19 protein-coding genes are annotated in these 16,763 nt (G+C 73.1%); 9 read left to right on the top strand and 10 right to left on the bottom strand.

Annotation, left to right across the window (positions count from 1 at the left end):
* The gene (locus tag ABME02_RS07485; RefSeq protein WP_353814970.1) at window positions 1-1,059 is read left to right on the top strand and encodes an amidohydrolase family protein; all 1,059 of its coding nucleotides are present in this window, start codon (window positions 1-3) and stop codon (window positions 1,057-1,059) included.
* A 2-nt stretch (window positions 1,060-1,061) separates the two neighbouring features.
* The gene (locus ABME02_RS07480; protein ID WP_353814647.1) at window positions 1,062-2,315 is read left to right on the top strand and encodes a kynureninase; all 1,254 of its coding nucleotides are present in this window, start codon (window positions 1,062-1,064) and stop codon (window positions 2,313-2,315) included.
* Here the strand turns inward: ABME02_RS07480 and ABME02_RS07475 are convergent.
* On the bottom strand, window positions 2,312-2,737 hold the full coding sequence (locus ABME02_RS07475; protein WP_353814646.1) for a DUF1304 family protein: 426 nt from the start codon (window positions 2,735-2,737) through the stop codon (window positions 2,312-2,314). The two genes, ABME02_RS07480 and ABME02_RS07475, sit on opposite strands and share 4 nt — an antisense overlap.
* Window positions 2,738-2,909: 172 nt before the next feature.
* On the opposite strand from ABME02_RS07475, the gene ABME02_RS07470 reads away from it, so the two are divergent.
* A complete protein-coding gene (locus ABME02_RS07470) occupies window positions 2,910-3,341 on the top strand; it encodes a hypothetical protein (protein ID WP_353814645.1) in 432 nt (143 codons plus the stop codon).
* A gap of 66 nt (window positions 3,342-3,407) precedes the next feature.
* Here ABME02_RS07470 and ABME02_RS07465 read toward each other — a convergent pair whose 3' ends face one another.
* Window positions 3,408-4,739, bottom strand: coding sequence for a wax ester/triacylglycerol synthase domain-containing protein (locus tag ABME02_RS07465; RefSeq protein ID WP_353814644.1), 1,332 nt, complete (start codon window positions 4,737-4,739; stop codon window positions 3,408-3,410).
* Window positions 4,740-4,828: 89 nt separating this feature from the next.
* Between ABME02_RS07465 and purS the strand changes: the two genes are divergently transcribed.
* From purS to ABME02_RS07450, 3 genes are all read left to right on the top strand, one after another.
* Window positions 4,829-5,149, top strand: coding sequence for a phosphoribosylformylglycinamidine synthase subunit PurS (gene purS / locus ABME02_RS07460; protein WP_353814643.1), 321 nt, complete (start codon window positions 4,829-4,831; stop codon window positions 5,147-5,149).
* 16 nt (window positions 5,150-5,165) lie between these two features.
* Entirely contained in the window at window positions 5,166-5,864 is a 699-nt protein-coding gene (gene purQ, locus ABME02_RS07455) for a phosphoribosylformylglycinamidine synthase subunit PurQ (protein WP_353814642.1), read from the top strand.
* A 77-nt stretch (window positions 5,865-5,941) separates the two neighbouring features.
* A complete protein-coding gene (locus ABME02_RS07450; protein WP_353814641.1) occupies window positions 5,942-7,303 on the top strand; it encodes a DUF2254 domain-containing protein in 1,362 nt (453 codons plus the stop codon).
* Between the two features lie 124 nt (window positions 7,304-7,427).
* On the opposite strand, the gene ABME02_RS07445 is transcribed toward ABME02_RS07450, so the two are convergent.
* The 3 genes from ABME02_RS07445 to ABME02_RS07435 all read right to left on the bottom strand — a co-directional run bounded on the left by ABME02_RS07445 (window position 7,428) and on the right by ABME02_RS07435 (window position 9,927).
* On the bottom strand, window positions 7,428-7,673 hold the full coding sequence (locus ABME02_RS07445) for a hypothetical protein (protein ID WP_353814640.1): 246 nt from the start codon (window positions 7,671-7,673) through the stop codon (window positions 7,428-7,430).
* Window positions 7,674-7,838: 165 nt separating this feature from the next.
* Window positions 7,839-9,359, bottom strand: coding sequence for a catalase (locus tag ABME02_RS07440; protein WP_353814639.1), 1,521 nt, complete (start codon window positions 9,357-9,359; stop codon window positions 7,839-7,841).
* 127 nt (window positions 9,360-9,486) lie between these two features.
* Window positions 9,487-9,927, bottom strand: coding sequence for a Fur family transcriptional regulator (locus ABME02_RS07435; protein WP_353814638.1), 441 nt, complete (start codon window positions 9,925-9,927; stop codon window positions 9,487-9,489).
* Between the two features lie 167 nt (window positions 9,928-10,094).
* Between ABME02_RS07435 and ABME02_RS07430 the strand changes: the two genes are divergently transcribed.
* Window positions 10,095-10,571: a hypothetical protein gene (locus tag ABME02_RS07430; RefSeq protein ID WP_353814637.1), complete on the top strand. Its 477-nt coding sequence runs from the start codon at window positions 10,095-10,097 to the stop codon at window positions 10,569-10,571.
* Window positions 10,572-10,634: 63 nt separating this feature from the next.
* Here the strand turns inward: ABME02_RS07430 and ABME02_RS07425 are convergent, their stop codons facing one another.
* From ABME02_RS07425 to ABME02_RS07415, 3 genes are all read right to left on the bottom strand, one after another.
* Entirely contained in the window at window positions 10,635-11,780 is a 1,146-nt protein-coding gene (locus ABME02_RS07425; protein ID WP_353814636.1) for a M14 family zinc carboxypeptidase, read from the bottom strand.
* Window positions 11,781-11,973: 193 nt separating this feature from the next.
* Window positions 11,974-13,296 (bottom strand): mechanosensitive ion channel family protein, encoded by a 1,323-nt coding sequence (locus ABME02_RS07420; protein ID WP_353814635.1) that lies wholly within the window; start codon window positions 13,294-13,296, stop codon window positions 11,974-11,976.
* 149 nt (window positions 13,297-13,445) lie between these two features.
* Entirely contained in the window at window positions 13,446-13,811 is a 366-nt protein-coding gene (locus ABME02_RS07415; RefSeq protein ID WP_353814634.1) for a DUF1801 domain-containing protein, read from the bottom strand.
* An 80-nt stretch (window positions 13,812-13,891) separates the two neighbouring features.
* Between ABME02_RS07415 and ABME02_RS07410 the strand changes: the two genes are divergently transcribed.
* Window positions 13,892-14,788, top strand: a complete 897-nt coding sequence (locus tag ABME02_RS07410) for a formylglycine-generating enzyme family protein (RefSeq protein WP_353814633.1) — start codon at window positions 13,892-13,894, stop codon at window positions 14,786-14,788.
* 19 nt (window positions 14,789-14,807) lie between these two features.
* Here ABME02_RS07410 and ABME02_RS07405 read toward each other — a convergent pair whose 3' ends face one another.
* Together ABME02_RS07405 and ABME02_RS07400 are read right to left on the bottom strand one after the other, a co-directional pair.
* On the bottom strand, window positions 14,808-15,542 hold the full coding sequence (locus ABME02_RS07405; protein ID WP_353814632.1) for a flavodoxin family protein: 735 nt from the start codon (window positions 15,540-15,542) through the stop codon (window positions 14,808-14,810).
* A 30-nt stretch (window positions 15,543-15,572) separates the two neighbouring features.
* Window positions 15,573-16,106: an adenine phosphoribosyltransferase gene (locus tag ABME02_RS07400; RefSeq protein WP_353814631.1), complete on the bottom strand. Its 534-nt coding sequence runs from the start codon at window positions 16,104-16,106 to the stop codon at window positions 15,573-15,575.
* Between the two features lie 75 nt (window positions 16,107-16,181).
* Here ABME02_RS07400 and ABME02_RS07395 point away from each other — a divergent pair, with 75 nt between their 5' ends.
* Window positions 16,182-16,736 carry a DUF3817 domain-containing protein gene (locus ABME02_RS07395; protein ID WP_353814630.1) on the top strand — a complete coding sequence of 185 codons (555 nt, stop codon included), beginning with the start codon at window positions 16,182-16,184 and terminating at the stop codon, window positions 16,734-16,736.
* Window positions 16,737-16,763: the final 27 nt, after the last annotated feature.

Raw genomic sequence — 16,763 nt, 5'->3', positions numbered from 1 at the left:
ATGACGGATGCCGCGCACTCGCCCGCCTCGACCGGTCCCCTCGAGCCGCTCGGCCCGCTCGCGCGGCACGTGCGCCGCTCCCTGAACGGCGACCACCCCGGGGAGACCGGGGTGATGCTGCCACCACTCATCGATCACCACGTGCACCTGCAGCTGGCCGACGCCGCGCCCGCGGTCGCCAACGGCATCGCCGCGGTCGTCGACCTCGGCGCCGACCCCGGCGCGATCGCGACGATCGCCGGCGCCGACGGGCTGCCGCACGTGCGCTACGCGGGTGCGTTCCTCACGGCACGCGGCGGGTACCCGTCGGGTCGTCCGTGGGCGCCGTCCGGGAGCGTGCGCGAACTCGACGCCGTCTCCGGGGATGCGGACGACGTGCGGGAGCGCCGGCACCACGCCCTGAGCGGCCCCGTCGAGGCGGCGGTCGACGAGCAGCGGCGGTTCGGGGCGTCCGTCGTCAAGGTGGCCCTGAACTCGACCTCGGGCCCGGTCTTCGACCGGGCGACGCTCGACGCGATCGTCGGCGCCGCCCACGCGGCCGGGCTGCCCGTCGCGGTGCACGCCGAGGGCGCGGGGATGGCGGAACTCGCGATCGACGCCCGCGCCGACGTGCTCGTGCACGCGCCCTTCACCGAGCGGCTCGACGACGAGGTGGTCGCGCGCGCCGCGGCCGCGGGCCAGGCGTGGATCTCGACGCTCGCGATCCACGTGCGCGACGACGCATCCGTCGCCGAGACCGCGATCGACAACCTGCGCCGCTTCCACGCCGCCGGCGGGCGCGTGCTCTTCGGCACCGACGCCGGGAACGGCGAGCTCGAGCCGGGCGTGAACGCCGTCGAGGTGGCCGGCCTGGTGCGCGCGGGGCTCGCCGCATCCGACGTCGTCGCCGCCCTCGCCGACCCGTGGCCCGAACGGTCGCCCGGCTGGGCCGACGCGGGCGTCGCGACCTTCGTCCCCGACCCCGCACCCGCCGACGACGACCTCGTCGACCCCGACGCCGTCGCACGATGGCTCGCCACCGCGCGCCTCGTGCCCACGGAGGAACTGGAGCCCCGCTGAACATGGACTCGCTGCTCGCCTATGCCCGACGCCAGGACCGCGCCGACGGCCTCGCGCACCTGCGCACGCGCTTCGTCGGCGCCGACACCGACCTCGTCTACTTCGACGGCAACTCGCTCGGCCGCCCGCCGGTCTCGGCGATCGAGCGCGTCGAGCGGTTCATGCGCGAGGAATGGGGCGGGCGGCTCATCCGCGGCTGGGACGAGTCCTGGCTCCAGCTGCCGTACGAGATCGGGGACCGCATCGGCCGCGCCGTGATCGAGGCCAAGGCCGGGCAGACCGTGATCGGCGACTCGACGACGGTGCTCCTCTACAAGCTCGCGCGGGCCGCCGTCGACGCGCAGATCGCACGCGACCCGCAGCGCCGCGAGATCGTCGTCGACCGCGACAACTTCCCCACGGACCGCTACGTGCTCGAGGGCATCGCGCACGAGACCGGCTGCCGCCTGCGCTGGATCGACGTCGACCTCGAGCGCGGCGTCACCCCCGAGCAGCTGGCCGAGGTCGCCGGCCCGCACACCGCGCTCGTCGTGGTCAACCACGTCTCGTACCGCTCGGCGTACCTCGCCGACGCCCCGGAGCTCACGCGCATCGCGCACGACGCCGGCGCGCTGATCCTCTGGGACCTCTGCCACTCGGCGGGGTCGGTGCCGGTGCACGCCGATCGGTGGGAGTTCGACCTCGCCGTCGGCTGCACCTACAAGTACCTCAACGGCGGCCCCGGGTCCCCCGCGTTCGCGTACGTGCGGGACGACCTGCAGCAGGTGCTCCGGCAGCCGATCCAGGGCTGGTTCGGCACGGCCGACCTGTTCGCCATGGGCCCGGAGTACGTGCCCGCATCCGGCATCCGCCGCTTCGTCAGCGGCACGTCGCCGATCACCGCGATGATCGCGATGCAGGAGACGCTCGCGATGATCGAGGACGTCGGGATGGCGGCGATCCGCGCGAAGTCGATCGCGCTGACCGCCTACGCCATCGACCTGGCCGACGAATGGCTCGCGCCGCTCGGGGTGACCGTCGGATCGCCGCGCGACGCCGAAGAACGCGGCGGACACGTGATCCTCCAGCACGACGCCATGCGCGAGGTCACCGCCCGCCTCTGGCAGCGCGACGTGATCCCCGACTACCGCGACGTCGGTGGGCTCCGGGTCGGCCTCGCGCCGCTGTCGACGAGCTTCGAGGAGGTCCACCGGGGCCTCGAGGCCACCCGCGAGGTGCTCCGCGAGGTGCTCGCGGAGCGGGCCGGGCTCGGTTAGGCGCCGGCCGGGCTCTCTGTCGTCGGTCGCCTCGCGGCCGGCCGATGGCCGAGCAGCACGGCCAGGATCACGGCGAGCGCGAGCCCCGCCTCGAAGATCGCCGAGAGCCACAGCTCGGGCGCCGTGATCACGAGCGAGACGCCGAGCACGACGTGCATCGCGCTGATCGCGAGCACGAGCGCGCGCCCGGCCTCGACGCGCGTTCCGCGCGCCAGCAGCACGCCGACGACGACGGTCACGCCCATGAGCATGTTGTAGACCCCGACGTTGCGGGTCCAGAGGGCGACCGCGTCGTACTCGCCCGGCTCGATGAGGAAGATCGCGTACAACGCGGGCTCCCGGAAGAAGAACGTCTCCAGCGCGCCGACCACGAGGAGCGTGAGCGCCTCGAGCGCCGCCAGGACCTGTGCGACTCTGGTCATGGCCGCATTCTCCTCCCGGCCCCAGCCGAGTTCCAGCCTCGAGGGCGTGCCGACCGCTGCACGCGGGTACCACGCGATCCGGGGTCGGGCAATCCCCGGTGGGACTTCACCTGCCCGGAACATGGCGCGCGTAGCATGGCCGCACACGTGACACCGATGGAAGGGATGTTCCATGACGGATGCGACGGACAAGAAGATCGACGACCTCGACGAGCAGGTCGAGGAGGCCGTCGAGAACGCGATGGCCGCGGCGGATGCGGCCGCCGACGAGGCCTCCGACCGGATCGAGGACCTCGCCGGCGCGGCGAGCGACGCGCTCGGCAAGGCGACCGCCGCGGCGACCGAGGTCGCGAGCAAGGCGACCGCCGCGGCGACCGACGCGGCGAGCAAGGCGACGGCCGCGGCCTCCGACGCCGCGAGCCAGGCCAAGGCGCTCGCCGCGGACGCCATGGACGACGCCGGCGAGTTCATCGACGACGCCAGCGACTGGATCCAGGAGAAGTACCGCGAGAACCCGGCACTGGTCCTCGGCCTCGCCGCCGCCGCCGGCGTGGCGCTGATCGTGGGCGTCGGCGCGATCGTCCGCGCCATCGCACGCAGCTGACGGCCGCGCGGCGCGGCGACCCGGTGGCCGTCGCGCCGCCGGGCCGCCGGGCCGCCGGGCGGCGGCTCACACGAGCGCGGCGATCCGGACGAACTCCCGGCAGAGGCCGTCCGACACGACCTCCGCGTCGACGCCCGCGGCGTCGCAGTGCACCGCGCAGCGGAGTGCACCGTCGTACGAGATCGCCGCGATCCCGAGGCGGACGTTCCCCTCGATGGCGGTCACGGGCCACGCGTGCTCGAGCCGTGCACCGGCCAGGTCGAGCGGATGCCGCGGACCCGGCACGTTCGTCACGAACATGACGACCAGCCGCTGACGACGCGCGAGTCGGAGGAACAGCCGCGCGCCGAGGCGCGTGCGGGTGAGCTCGAAGGTCCCGCGCCGGCGCGCGTCGGGCTTCGCCTCGCGGGTGAGCGCGGCGATCCGGCCGAGGCGGCGGGCGAGGTCGACCTCGCCCGTGGGGAGCCGGACGAGCATCACGCCGACCGCGTTGCCGGACCGGCCGCGAGCGCCGAGCGCGACGGGCACGCTCGCGGGGAGGACGTCCGGCACGGGGTCGCCCTGCGCGCGCAGCGCGCCCTCGACCGCGGCGACCGCGGCGGCGAGCAGTGCGTCGTTGAGCGTCGCGCCGACGGTCGCGGCGCCCGCCGCGAGCGCGTCGAGGGGCGCCTCGGCGAACGCGACGCCGCGGCGCGAGCCGATGGGGCCGAGGAGGACGGTGTCGGGCACCGCCTCCCGGAGCATGCCGACCGTGCGCTGGACGCCGGACAGGACGGCGCGCACACCGGTGACGAGTCGCCGCCGCCCGCCGCGGCCGGGCGAGGCGGTCGCCGGCTCGACGGCGATGACGTCGTCGGGGTGCGCGGGTTCCGCGGCATCCGTCGCGTCCTCCGAGTCGCCGCCGTCGACGGTCTCGGGAGCCAGGAGCCGCTCGACGAGCCGTACGGAGGCGATGCCGTCGGCGAGCGCGTGGTGGATCCGCAGCACCACGCCGATCCCGCCGGGCTCGACGCCCGGGACGACCAGCAGCTCCCAGAGCGGACGGTCGAGCGGCATCGGCGTGACCATCAGCCGCGCGCACAGCGCCTCGAGTCCCGCGCGGCCGTCGACCGGGTCCATCGCCCTCACCTGTCGCGAGAGGTCGACCGCCACGGGCTCCCAGACGAGCGTGCGCCCGGCGCGCGCCACCCGCTGGGAGAGGCGCGGGATGCGCGTCATGCGCGCAGCCAGGCTCGCTCGGACGCGGTCCAGGTCGACCGAGCCGTCAGCGCCGAGCGCTCCGCCCGGGCGGAGCACGCCGGCCATCAGGAACGCGTTCACCTGGTCGGGAACGTCCATCACGATGTTCGCCGCGTCGGCCCTCGAGAGCCGCTCGCGATCGGCCGTGCGCGCCGCCACGGCGGCAGTCTACGGCGGGCGACGATCCGCCTCCGGGCGGCGGATAGAATCGACGCATCCACACCCTCGCCACCGAACGGAGAACCGCGGTGCCCACCATCGTCGTCGAAGTGATGCCCAAGGCCGAACTGCTCGACCCGCAGGGGAAGGCCGTCGTCGGCGCGCTCTCCCGCACGGGGCACGGCTCGATCAGCGGGGTCCGGGTCGGCAAGCGCTTCGAGCTGACCGTCGACGGCCCCGTCGACGAGGCGCTCCGGGCCGAGGTGGCCGCGCTCGCCGAGAACGTGCTGTCGAACTCGGTCATCGAGGACGTCGTGGGGATCCACTACGAGCAGTCGAACGCCGAGGCCGCCGCCGAGGCCGCCGAGCACCACGACGGCTACGACGCCCCCGCCGGCGAGACCCACTGAGGCCGGGGATCGACCCATGCGCATCGGCGTCATCACCTTCCCCGGCTCGCTCGACGACCGCGACGCGCAGCGCGCGGTCCGCCTCGCGGGCGGCGAGCCCGTCGCGCTCTGGCACGGGTCGCACGACCTCGAGGGCGTCGACGCCCTGATCCTCCCCGGGGGCTTCAGCTACGGCGACTACCTGCGATGCGGCGCGATCGCCTCGCTCAGCCCGATCATGGCCGAGGTCGTCGACGCGGCGAATGCGGGGATGCCGGTCCTGGGCATCTGCAACGGCTTCCAGATGCTCGCCGAGGCGCACCTGCTCGAGGGCGGCCTGATCCGCAACGACCACGGCTCGTTCATCTGCCGCGACCAGGTCCTGCGCGTCGAGAACGCGTCGACCGCCTGGACCGGCGACTTCGAGGCGGGCCAGGAGATCGTCATCCCGCTGAAGAACGGCGAGGGCGGGTTCATCGCGTCCGAGGAGACGCTCGACCGCCTCGAGGGAGAGGGGCGCGTGGCCTTCCGCTACGTGGGCGTGAACCCGAACGGGTCGCTGCGCGACATCGCCGGCATCACGAACGCCGCCGGGAACGTGGTCGGGCTCATGCCTCACCCCGAGCACGCGGTCGAGCCCGGCTTCGGCCCCGACACCGCCGCCGCGATGCGATCGGGCGTCGACGGCCTCGGCTTCTTCACGAGCGTCATCCGCCGCACCCTCGTCGAGGCGTAGCCGCGGCCTGATCGCCTCACGTCAAGGCCTCTCGCCGCGCCGCGGCCCTCCCCTAGGCTGATCGGCGGGAGGTGCCGATGCCGACGTCCGACGGGACCCGCCGCTGGTGGGCCACGCTGTCCGAGTCCATCTCCTCCCGGATCTGGCCGCTCCCCGTGGCCGCGATCGTCGCGGCGGTCGTCGCGGGCATCCTCCTGCCGATCCTCGACGCCGCGGTCGACGAGCACCTCCCCGCCCTGCTCGAGGCGATCCTCTTCAGCGGCGGCACCGACGCGGCGCGGGCCGTGCTCACGACGATCGCCGGATCACTCATCACCGCAACCTCGCTCACGTTCTCCCTCACGGTCGTCGCGTTGCAGCTGGCGAGCAACCAGGCGTCGCCGAGGCTCCTGCGGACCTTCTCGTCGGACCGCATGGTGCACGCGACGCTCGCGACGTTCCTCGCCACCTTCGCCTACGCGCTCACCGTGCTGCGCACGGTGTCGGACACCGGCGAGTCCGTGCCCCGCCTCGCGGTGACCGTCGCGTTCGTGCTGACGCTCGCCAGCGTCCTCATGCTCGTCCTGTTCCTCGCCCACCTCGCGAGCCGGCTCCGCGTCGAGACGATGCTCCGCGACGTCCACCGCGAGACGACGCGGACGATCGCGCTCGTCGGCGCCGACGACCGTCCGACGGCCGCCGCGCCCGAGCGCCCTGCGGATGCCCGCGCGGTCCTGGCGCAGCGATCGGGATTCGTGACCGGGATCGATCGCGACGCGCTGGTCGGCGCCGCGCGCGACCACGACGTCGTCGTGCGCGAACTGCGCCAGGTGGGTGCGAGCGTGATCGACGGGACGCCCGTCGCGGAGTGGTGGCCCGCATCGCCGCTGGCGGACGCCCCGACGAACCGGGCGACGCGCGCCGATCGGTCGGCGCTGGAGTCCGCCGTCGTCGATGCCTATCAGCTCGGCTACGAGCGGACGTCGCCCCAGGACATCGGCTTCGGCCTGCGCCAGCTCGCGGACATCGCCGCCAAGGCGCTCTCGCCCGGGGTCAACGACCCGACCACGGCGGTGCACGCGCTGAGCCACATCGCCGCCGTGCTCGGCGACCTCGCCGACCTGCCGGAGGCGCCGCAGGCGTACGCGGACGACCACGGGACCGCGCGCGTCGTCCCCGTGCGCCACGACTTCGCCGAACTCGTGGAGGTCGGCGTGCAGCAGGTCCGCCGCTACGGCGCCGCGGACCCCGACGTCGCCGCCCGGCTGTTCGAGCTGATCGAGGACGTCGGGCACCACGCCACGCGGCCGGAACACCGGCGGGTGCTCGAGGGGCAACTCGACCGCCTGGTGTCGAGCGTCGCCGCCGCGGACTACGACGCGCACGAGCGCGCGGTGTTCGCCCGGCTCGCGGACCGCGCCCGCGACGTGCTCGCTCAGGCGGACGCGACGTCGGCGTAGCCGGCGGCCGAGTTCGCAGGATGACACGCACGGTGCCGGCCGCAGCAGGGCTCCGCCTCGGCGCATCCTGCGAACTCGCCTGTTCACGCATCGCGTCGACGGTTGGCGCGTCGTGCGGGACCGCTCAGGCCGTCGCGACGTCGGTGTAGCGACCGGGCGCCCCGACCGCATCGCCGGTGTACGAGCCGAGCGCACCCGCGACGGCGTGGCCCACGTATCGGCCCGGCAGGGCCGGCTCGGCGAGCGGCACGTACTGGCCGCCGAGCGGGTGGGGCGCTGCGGAGGGCGCCGGCGCGTCCACTGCCGCGGCCGCCGCGACGGTCGGGCGCTCGGCGCGGGCGGCGTAGGCTTGCAGGGATCCGTGGTTCATCGTTCGTCCTTCAACGGGTTCGTGGACATGGGTCCTGCGATGCCGGGGCTGCCACCCCGGCATCGCGCTTCTACCCGGATCGCGCGGATGCGCGGCGGGTTCGGTGGCGTCCGAGCCGCGCTGCCACGCGACCCGGACGGCCCGCCGATGCTCAGTACCGCCGACTCAGGCGGCGGCCTCGTCGGCCTCGTCGGCCTCCGGCTGCTGCGGCGCGTCGGCGTTCACGCCGGCCGCGAACGCCTCGCGGAGCGAGGCGCCGAGCCCCGCGTCGACGTTCGTCCAGTACTGGAAGAAGCGCTCGCGGATGTCGTCGACGGTGATCGCGTTCGCCTGGCCCGAGAGCGTCTCGAGGAAGCGAGCCTTCGCCTCGGCCGAGTACACGTCGCGGTAGAGCGATCCCGCCTGGCCGAAGTCGGAGTCGTCGGCTCGCAGGGTGTAGGCCGTGCGGACGAGCGCGCCGTCGGCCTCCCAGCCTCCCTCGCCCGCGGCATCCGCCGACGCCACCGGACCGCCGACCGAGTTCGGCGCGTAGACCGGCGCGCTCGGCGCGTTGAAGCGGTAGCGGGCGGCGCCGTCCTGCGAGTAGTCGTGCACGGGCGCCGCGTGCGGCGCGTTCACGGGCAGCTGGTTGTAGTTCGTGCCGACGCGGTAGCGCTGCGCGTCCGGGTAGCTGAAGACGCGCGCCATGAGCATCTTGTCGGGGCTGATGGCGATGCCGGGCACCGTGTTCGCGGGCGAGAACGCGGCCTGCTCGATCTCCGCGAAGAAGTTCTGCGGGTTCCGGTCGAGCGTGAGCGTGCCGACCGGGATCAGCGGGTAGTCGGCGTGCGGCCACACCTTCGTCAGGTCGAACGGGTTGAGGCGGTAGCTCTTGGCGTCCTCGTACGGCATGACCTGCACGAAGAGGTCCCACTTCGGGTGGTCGCCGCGCTCGATCGCCTCGTACAGGTCGCGGCGGTAGAAGTCGGCGTCGGCGCCGGCGATCGCCTCGGCGGTCTCGGCGTCGAGGTGCAGGTCGCCCTGCTGCGAGCGGAAGTGGTACTTGACCCAGAACCGCTCGCCCTCGGCGTTGGTCCACTGGTACGTGTGCGAGCCGTACCCCTGCATCTCGCGCCAGGACTTCGGCAGGCCGCGGTCGCCCATGAGGTAAGTCACCTGATGCGCCGACTCGGGCGAGAGCGTCCAGAAGTCCCACTGCATGTCGGCGTCGCGGAGACCCGATCCGGGCAGGCGCTTCTGCGAGTGGATGAAGTCGGGGAACTTGATGGCGTCGCGGATGAAGAACACCGGGGTGTTGTTGCCGACGATGTCGTAGTTGCCCTCGGTCGTGTAGAACTTCAGCGAGAAGCCGCGCACGTCGCGCCACGTGTCGGGCGAGCCCTGCTCACCGGCGACCGACGAGAAGCGCAGGAGCGTCTCGGACTCGGTGCCGGGCTGGAACACGGCCGCGCGGGTGTAGGCCGAGACGTCCGCCGTGACCTCGAAGCGGCCGAACGCGCCGCCGCCCTTGGCGTGGACGATGCGCTCGGGGATGCGCTCGCGGTTGAACTGGGCGAGCTTCTCGACGAGGTACCGGTCGTGCAGCACCGTGGCGCCGTCGGCGCCGACCGTGAGCGAGTGCGCGTCGCTGGCCACCGGCGTGCCGGTCTGGGTGGTCGTCACGGGCGGGGTCGTGGGGTTCGACATGTCGTCCTTCTCTTCTCGGTGGGTGGATGCCTCGGCGCGGCGGTGCACGGCGTGCGGGCACGACGAGCACCGCCCCGGTCGGGCGGTCGGCGCGCAGGGCGCGCCTGGGCGAGCGGATGCGGCCGGGCTAGCCGGCGAGCTCCCGCTGGCAGTCGGCGCAGAGGCCCCAGAAGGTGACCTCGGCGGTGTGGATGGCGAAGCCCGCGGCGTCGGACGGCGCGAGGCAGGGCGGCTCGCCCACCACGCAGTCGACGTCGGCCACGGCATGGCACCTCGTGCAGACGACGTGGTGGTGGTTGTCTCCCGTGCGGCTCTCGTAGAGCGCGGGCGACTCGGCGGGTTCGATTCGGCGGAGCAGGCCGGCGTCGGTGAGGGCGCCGAGCACGTTGTAGACCGACTGGAGCGAGGTGCCGGGGAGCGTGCCGGTGACGCGTGCGAGCACGGCATCGGCGTCGAGGTGCCCGTGGCCGCTGACGGCGTCGAGCACCGCGAGGCGCGGCGCGGTCACCTTGAGGCCCGCGGCGCGGAGGCGCGCAGCGGCGTCGTCGCGGTGGGTCTCGGTCGGCATGCCTCCACGGTAGCAGTTGTTTTGAGTGATTCAAAACAACTTGGAATCGGGCCGATGCTTCGTGGCGCGCACCGGGCTGCGCCAAAGCCCGCGCATAGCCTCGGGGCGGACTATCCGGGGGAGGGCCGGAGCATCCGCACCGGCCGAGCCACCCCGAAGGACCGATCATGACCTCGCAGACCACGACGACGGACGCGGACGAGTCGGCGACGACGCCGGACACTCCCGCCACCGCCCCGACGGAGCCGCTGCCGCCCGCCGCCCGCACACCTCCCCCGTTCCAGCCGGCCTCGCCGTCCGGGCCCGCGACGACCGCGCCGCCCGTGCGCCGCGGACCGGCCGCCGACGTCGAACCCACGCCGTGGTACCGCCGCGTCTGGGTCGTCGTCGTCGGCGCCGTCGTCGCGGCGCTCGTGTTCTTCGGCGCGGGCTTCGTCGCCGGCAACGCCGCCGCGCTGTTCAACGGCGTGGTCGGCGGCCAGACCGGCGTCCCCACGGGGCCCGGGTTCGGCGGCGACCGGGACGGCGACGGCTTCGCCCCGGGCGGCGGCCGGCCCGGCTTCGGCGAACCCGGCGAGCGCCCCGGATTCGAGGACGAGGACGGCGACGGCGACGGCGACGCCGGCACGGCCCAGTCCTTCTGACCTCACGCCCGGCAATGGTGAAGGCCGGGTCGCACGCGGCGACCCGGCATTCATCGAGGCGACCTACGGAACGGGCACGACCCCGCTGTCGGTCTGATAGCCGGTCACCGGCGCGTGCGGGATCTCCTCCCAGCGAGCCGGGTCCTCCTGCTGCACCTCACCGGTGGCCATGCCGGTCAGGAGCTCCTGCAGCGCGAGCACGTTCTGCTTGATCGACTTGCCGCGGGCCTTCTGCCCGAGGCTGCCGTCGCTGGTGTTGCCGCTCGTCTCGAAGAAGATCGCCGGGTTGCTGTGCCCCTCGGGGTTCAGTCCGTCGTGGTCGAGGCCGAGCATCATCGCAGAGACGACCCCGCCCTTGATGTCGATCTCGAGGCTGCCGCCCACCTGGTAGCGATCCATGTTCACGTACCCGTACTTCGCGAGCTCGTCGTACACGTGCACGTGCATCTGGCGCGTGAGCACGTCGTACGCGCCACCCTCGATGCCCGGCAGGGTCGGCCCGCCGGGGGCGAGCGAGATGCCGAGCGACAGGGTGACGTCGTCGCCCGTGCCGTACTCCCGCTTCAGGCCCTGGTGGTGGATGTCGACCGCGAAGGCCGGGTCGACCATCGTCCAGTACTCGTAGAACGCCTCGGACTCGGCGGCGACGAACTTGCCCTCGCCCCAGTCGCGGTTGAGGTCGATCCGCGTGTTCGAGCCGTCCTGCAGGATCGTGTGGCGGATGTTGAGCTCCGACCCGTCGGGGTTGTACATCGGGATCACGTGGAACGTGTACGTGTCGCGGAGCAGCGTCCAGTCGGGCGAGCCGTTGGTGCCGAGCTCCTTGAGGACGGCGAGCAGCGACTCGGTTCCGTAGGGCTCGTTCCCGTGGATGCGTCCCTGCAGCCAGACGGCCTCGGGGCCGTCGCCGACGGTCGCGACATGGAGGTCGCGACCCGTCTCGGAGGTCGAGACCGCGGTGCCGACCTCGGCGAGCGTCTGGACGTCGACGCCGAAGCGCGCGGTGTCCTCCAGCCGCTGGAGTTCGGCCACGAGGTCGTCGTACGTGGCGATGCTCGAGGTGTTCGTCTCCCCCTCGGTCGAGGGGAAGTTCGGGTCGGCCACCGCTGGTGCGGCGGCGATGAGCGGGGCCGCCACGGCCAGCGCTGCGGCGGCGGCGAAGGTTGCGGTTCGGGATCGGTGGTGCGTCGGCGTCGGGCCTGTGGACATCGAGATCTCCCCTGCGAGTGCGACGTGCCGGTGAAGGCGGCACGAGCTCCGGGGATCACCCGGAAGGGGCTTTCCCATGAGCGTGCTGTGAGCCTACGGAGGATCGACTCCGTTCCTCAAGGGACACCCGTCCGCGGTTCCCCGCCGGTCCGCACCGTTCGTCCGGCGCGTCGGTCCGGCCGAGCCGAACGCGTCAGCGCGCCGGATCGACCGGCGAGTGGTCGTCGCCGCGGTCCGCGTCGCTCCCGGACCGTGCGTCGTCGGCCTCGTCCGCGCGCTGCACGGGGATCGCCTGCGTGAACTCCGAGGCACGCTGCTCGCCGTCGGCCGTCCCGGAGAAGAGCCCGGCGCGCGGCATGGAGCCCGTCGACGTCCGTGGCTCCGACGCCTCGCGCGGTTGCCGGCCGGGCTCGGCCGCGCCATCCGTCGCCGGGCTCCGGTCCTCGTTCTCGGGCGCATCGGTGCGCGCGGCCGGCTCCGCGCCGACGAGGACGCGCTGCTGCGGCAGCCCCGCGGCATCCTGCTCCCGGATCCACTCGACGAGGTCCTCGCGGACGAGGCAGCGCAGGTCCCACAGGGCCGCCGAATCGGCCGCGCTCACGAGCACCCGGACCCGCACCAGGCCGCCGGTCGCCTCCGTGACCTGCAGCACCTTCGTGCGGCCGTCGAAGAGCTCCTCGCCCTCGAGGATGCGGTCGAGCTCCTCGCGCATCGCATCGGTCGAGATGCGCCAGTCGACGTCGAGCTCGACGGACCCGATCAGCGCGCTGCCGTACTTCGTCCAGTTCTGGAACGGCTTCGTCGTGAAGTAGGTGCAGGGCAGCACCACGGTCCGCTCGTCCCACGTGACGACCACGACGTACGTGAGCGTGATCTCGCGGATCCGGCCCCACTCGCCCTCGACGACCACCACGTCGTCGACGCGGATCGCCTCGCTGAACGCGATCTGGATGCCGGCGAACATGTTCGCCAGCACGGACTGCGCGGCGAGACCGGCGACGATCGACGCGATACCGGCCGACGCGAGCACGCTCGCTCCGACCGCTCGCACGCCGGGGAAGGTCAGCAGGATGGCGCCGACCGCGAGGATCACGATGACGACGACCACGAGGCGGCGCACGATCTGGAACTGCGTGTGCACGCGTCGGGCGACCCGGTTGTCGGCGACGTCCATCCGGTACCGACTCACGCCCAGGTCGGCGAGGAACAGGAACACCTGCGCGACGAGCCACGCACCCGCGGCGATCATCGCGATGAGGAACGCGTGGTCGACGGGAGGCCGCCAATTCGCACCGGGGAACGCGAGCGCGATCGAGATCCAGGCACCGGCGATGAAGAGCACCGTGCGGAACGGCCACCTCGCCCGACGGATCAGGATGCCCGCCCAGTCGCGGCGGCGCGCCACGGCGCGCACGATGATCGAGGCGATGGCCGAGACGACGAAGGTCGCGACGACCGCGGTGACGAGCGCGATCGCGAAGACCAGCATGGTCTCCCAGGTCGTTGCGTCGGGCACGGGGGCTCCCTCCGGTCGGGCTCCCCAGCGTAGGCGGGGCCCCCGTGGCGCATGCAAGCCGAGCGACGAGCTCTCGGGTCATGCCCAGCCCCTGCCGGGGCGACGGCCAGCCGGGCACCGCCCGACCGGGCGGGGAACGGGCGGCACGCTCAGGTCGCGTCGCGGGCCGCGATCCAGGCTCGGACGAGCGCCTGCAGCGCGCCGCGCTTCCGCTCGAGGTCGGCCGGGTCGGCGAACTTCGCGACCCGCGAGACCTCGCCCTCGCCCTCGAGGAGCCCGTCGGGATCGGGCAGTTCCGCCCCGCGGTGGAACATCAGGCTGGCATGCGACTTCGCCTTCGGGTAGAACGACGCGATGTTGCCGCGATACGCGAAGGTCGGCGCCTGCCACTTGATCGACTCGGTCACCCGGTCATCCGCGTCGAGCACGGCGTCGCGCACCGCCATCACGAGGTCGCGCTGCGGGTTGTCGTAGCGTTCGAACCAGGCGTCCACCGTCGGATCGTGCCGTACCATGCCCGCAGTATCGCACCGCGGCGGGACCGCGGCCAGCGCGCGGCGGCGGATGCGCCGTCCTGCGCGGGTAGCCTGAACGGATGGCGCTGACCGAGCTCGTCTCCCTCCCCGGCGGCACGTTCCGCATGGGCAGCGACGTCCACTACCCCGAGGAGGCGCCGCAGCACGAGCGGCTCATCGCGCCGTTCGCCATCGAGCGCCACCCGGTCACGAACGCGCAGTTCGCCGAGTTCGTCGCCGCGACCGGGTACGTCACGACCGCCGAACGGCCCCTCGACCCCGTCGAGTTCGCCGATGTCCCCGAGGCCGACCGCGCGCCGGGGTCCCTCGTGTTCACGCCGACCGACGGCCCGGTCGACCTCCGGGACTGGCGCCGGTGGTGGCGCTGGGTGCCGGGCGCCGACTGGCGGCATCCGTTCGGACCCGACTCCGGGATCGACGACCGCGCCGACCACCCGGTCGTGCACGTCGCCTTCGCGGACGCCGCGGCGTACGCCGAGTGGGCGGGACGCCGCCTGCCCACCGAGGCCGAGTGGGAGTACGCGGCCCGCGGCGGGCTGGACGGCGCCGAGTTCGCGTGGGGCGACGAGCGGATGCCGGGCGGTGCCGTCATGGCGAACACCTGGCAGGGTTCGTTCCCCTACCGCAACGAGGGCTGGGGCGGCACCTCGCCCGTCGGCTCGTTCGCGCCCAACGGGTTCGGCCTCGTCGACGTCGTCGGCAACGTCTGGGAGTGGACCTCCGACCCGTTCACGCCGCGCCACGTGCCTCCCGGCGCGTCATCCGTCGACCGCGGCGAGCGCACCGACCTGCTCGCCGGGCTCGCCCCGTCGCGCGCGCTGCACGTCACGAAGGGCGGCTCGCACCTGTGCGCGCCCGAGTACTGCCGGCGCTACCGCCCGGCCGCGCGTTCGTCGCAGGCCGAGGACTCGTCGACGACGCACCTGGGCTTCCGCTGCGCGGCGGACCTCGCCTGACGCCCCGTCGGCGCGGGGCTCAGCGGTACTCGGGGTTCGGGTGGTCCGGCGTGGGCCGGTAGCCCCAGCGCTCGCCCGAGCCCCACTCGTCGCGGAGGTTGCCGATCGCGGGGATCCCGCCGGCATCCTTCAGCAGCTTCGCGAGGTGCATGAGGTTGTACGTCATGAACGTCGTGTTCCGGTTCGTGAAGTCGTTCTCGGGTCCGCCGGAGCCCGCGTCGAGGTAGCTCGGGCCCGGCCCGGCCTCGCCGATCCACCCGGCGTCGGCGGCGGGCGGGATCGTGTATCCGATGTGCTGCATGGAGTACAGCAGGTCCATCGCGCAGTGCTTGATGCCGTCCTCGTTGCCGGTGATGACCACGCCGCCGACCTTGCCGTAGAAGGCGTACTGGCCCTTGGCGTTCCGCTCGCCGCTCATCGCGTAGAGGCGCTCGATGAGCCGCTTGGTCACCGACGAGTTGTCGCCGAGCCAGATCGGGCCGCCGATGACGAGGATGTCGGCGTCGCGGACGCTCGGCCAGATCTCATCGGGCCAGGCGTCCGTCGCCCAGCCGTGCTCGCGCATGTCGGGGAACACTCCCGTGGCGACGTCGTGGTCGACGAAGCGGAACGTCTCGACCGCGACGCCGTGCTGCCGCATCAGGGCGATGCTCGCGTCCATGAGCCCCTGGGTGTTGCTCACCTCGGGCGACCGCTTGAGCGTGCAGTTGACGTACACCGCACTGAGGTCGCTGAAATCCGGTGCTGCTGCCATGGCGCCGACGGTACTCCGGCGAGCCCGGGATCAGTACCGGAGAAGGCTGTGGATCTCCACCCGATCGCCGAGACGCGCGCGCCCGCCGAGCGCAGGGAGCTCGATCGCGACCGAGACGCCGGCGACGTGCCATCCGGCCCGCTCGATGAGGGCCGTCGCGGCCGCGACGGTGCCGCCCGTCGCGAGCACGTCGTCGATGACGAGGACGCGCGAGCCGGGCGGCAACTCGTCCTCGTGCACCTCGAGCGCGGCCGTGCCGTACTCGAGCTCGTACTCCTCGCGGAGCACCGTGCGCGGCAGCTTGCCCGCCTTGCGGATGGGGAGCACGCCCGCCCCGCACAGCGCCGACGCCGCACCGGCGAGCAGGAAGCCGCGGGCCTCGAGGGCCGCGAGGTGATCGAACCGCCCGGCGAACGGGGCGATGAGCGCCTCCGAGAGGGCGCGGAACGCGGGTCCGTCGGCGAAGACCGGAGTCAGGTCGCGGAAGACGACGCCGGGTTCCGGGAAGTCGGGGATCGTCGCGAGCTTCGACTCGACGAGGTCGCGGACCTGCGCTTCGTTCACCGGAACACCCTACTCCGGCGCCTCGTCCATCCTTCGGTCGATGCGGGCGGCCGCTGCGATTGCGAGGATGGGAGCGTGAGCTCCCCCGATCCGAACCCCACGCCCGCCACGATCTCCAACACGCTTCACCTCCCGCCCGTCACGACGCCCGTGACGTCCGTCGCCCCCGGCCTCACGCCGAAGCGACTGTTCCGCCTCCTCGCGGTCGCCGAGGCGATCACCTGGACCGTCCTGATCACCGCGCTCATCATGCGCGCAGCGCTCGACCTCGACTGGGCGGTGCTCGTCGGCGGGTCCATCCACGGCTTCGTGTTCCTGGCGTACGCCTTCACGGCGGCGCTCGTCGGCGTGAACCAACGGTGGCCGTTCGGCCTCATCGTGCTCGGCGTCGTGTTCGCGATCGTGCCGTACGCGACGATCCCGTTCGAGGTCTGGCTGCTGCGTCGCGACAAGCTCGACGGCCCGTGGCGACGTGAGCCGACCGACCACCCCGCCGACGGCAACGTGATCAACCGGATGCTGCACTGGTTCCTCGCTCGCCCGCTGCTGCTGACCGTGGCCGCCGTGCTCGGCATCGCCGCGGTGTTCGTGGTCCTGCTGCTCATCGGCCCGCCCGGCGGGCGCGACTGACCACTCGCCGCGACCCGCACGACGAAG

It is taken from the genome of Agromyces zhanjiangensis, assembly GCF_040496055.1.
Lineage (GTDB): Bacteria > Actinomycetota > Actinomycetes > Actinomycetales > Microbacteriaceae > Agromyces > Agromyces zhanjiangensis.
The sequence above is the reverse complement of the archived record's forward strand: the minus strand, read 5'-3'. Positions and strand labels throughout refer to the sequence as shown.

What these genes read in the sequence shown, in the direction of transcription:
- ABME02_RS07445 (WP_353814640.1), bottom strand. Translation starts at nt 7,673, where the DNA reads ATGAACCACGGATCCCTGCAAGCCTACGCCGCCCGCGCCGAGCGCCCG.
- ABME02_RS07450 (WP_353814641.1), top strand. Translation starts at nt 5,942, where the DNA reads ATGCCGACGTCCGACGGGACCCGCCGCTGGTGGGCCACGCTGTCCGAG.
- ABME02_RS07480 (WP_353814647.1), top strand. Translation starts at nt 1,062, where the DNA reads ATGGACTCGCTGCTCGCCTATGCCCGACGCCAGGACCGCGCCGACGGC.
- ABME02_RS07415 (WP_353814634.1), bottom strand. Translation starts at nt 13,811, where the DNA reads ATGGTACGGCACGATCCGACGGTGGACGCCTGGTTCGAACGCTACGAC.
- ABME02_RS07405 (WP_353814632.1), bottom strand. Translation starts at nt 15,542, where the DNA reads ATGGCAGCAGCACCGGATTTCAGCGACCTCAGTGCGGTGTACGTCAAC.
- ABME02_RS07435 (WP_353814638.1), bottom strand. Translation starts at nt 9,927, where the DNA reads ATGCCGACCGAGACCCACCGCGACGACGCCGCTGCGCGCCTCCGCGCC.
- purQ (WP_353814642.1), top strand. Translation starts at nt 5,166, where the DNA reads ATGCGCATCGGCGTCATCACCTTCCCCGGCTCGCTCGACGACCGCGAC.
- ABME02_RS07410 (WP_353814633.1), top strand. Translation starts at nt 13,892, where the DNA reads ATGGCGCTGACCGAGCTCGTCTCCCTCCCCGGCGGCACGTTCCGCATG.
- ABME02_RS07470 (WP_353814645.1), top strand. Translation starts at nt 2,910, where the DNA reads ATGACGGATGCGACGGACAAGAAGATCGACGACCTCGACGAGCAGGTC.
- ABME02_RS07430 (WP_353814637.1), top strand. Translation starts at nt 10,095, where the DNA reads ATGACCTCGCAGACCACGACGACGGACGCGGACGAGTCGGCGACGACG.
- ABME02_RS07440 (WP_353814639.1), bottom strand. Translation starts at nt 9,359, where the DNA reads ATGTCGAACCCCACGACCCCGCCCGTGACGACCACCCAGACCGGCACG.
- ABME02_RS07425 (WP_353814636.1), bottom strand. Translation starts at nt 11,780, where the DNA reads ATGTCCACAGGCCCGACGCCGACGCACCACCGATCCCGAACCGCAACC.
- ABME02_RS07485 (WP_353814970.1), top strand. Translation starts at nt 1, where the DNA reads ATGACGGATGCCGCGCACTCGCCCGCCTCGACCGGTCCCCTCGAGCCG.
- ABME02_RS07475 (WP_353814646.1), bottom strand. Translation starts at nt 2,737, where the DNA reads ATGACCAGAGTCGCACAGGTCCTGGCGGCGCTCGAGGCGCTCACGCTC.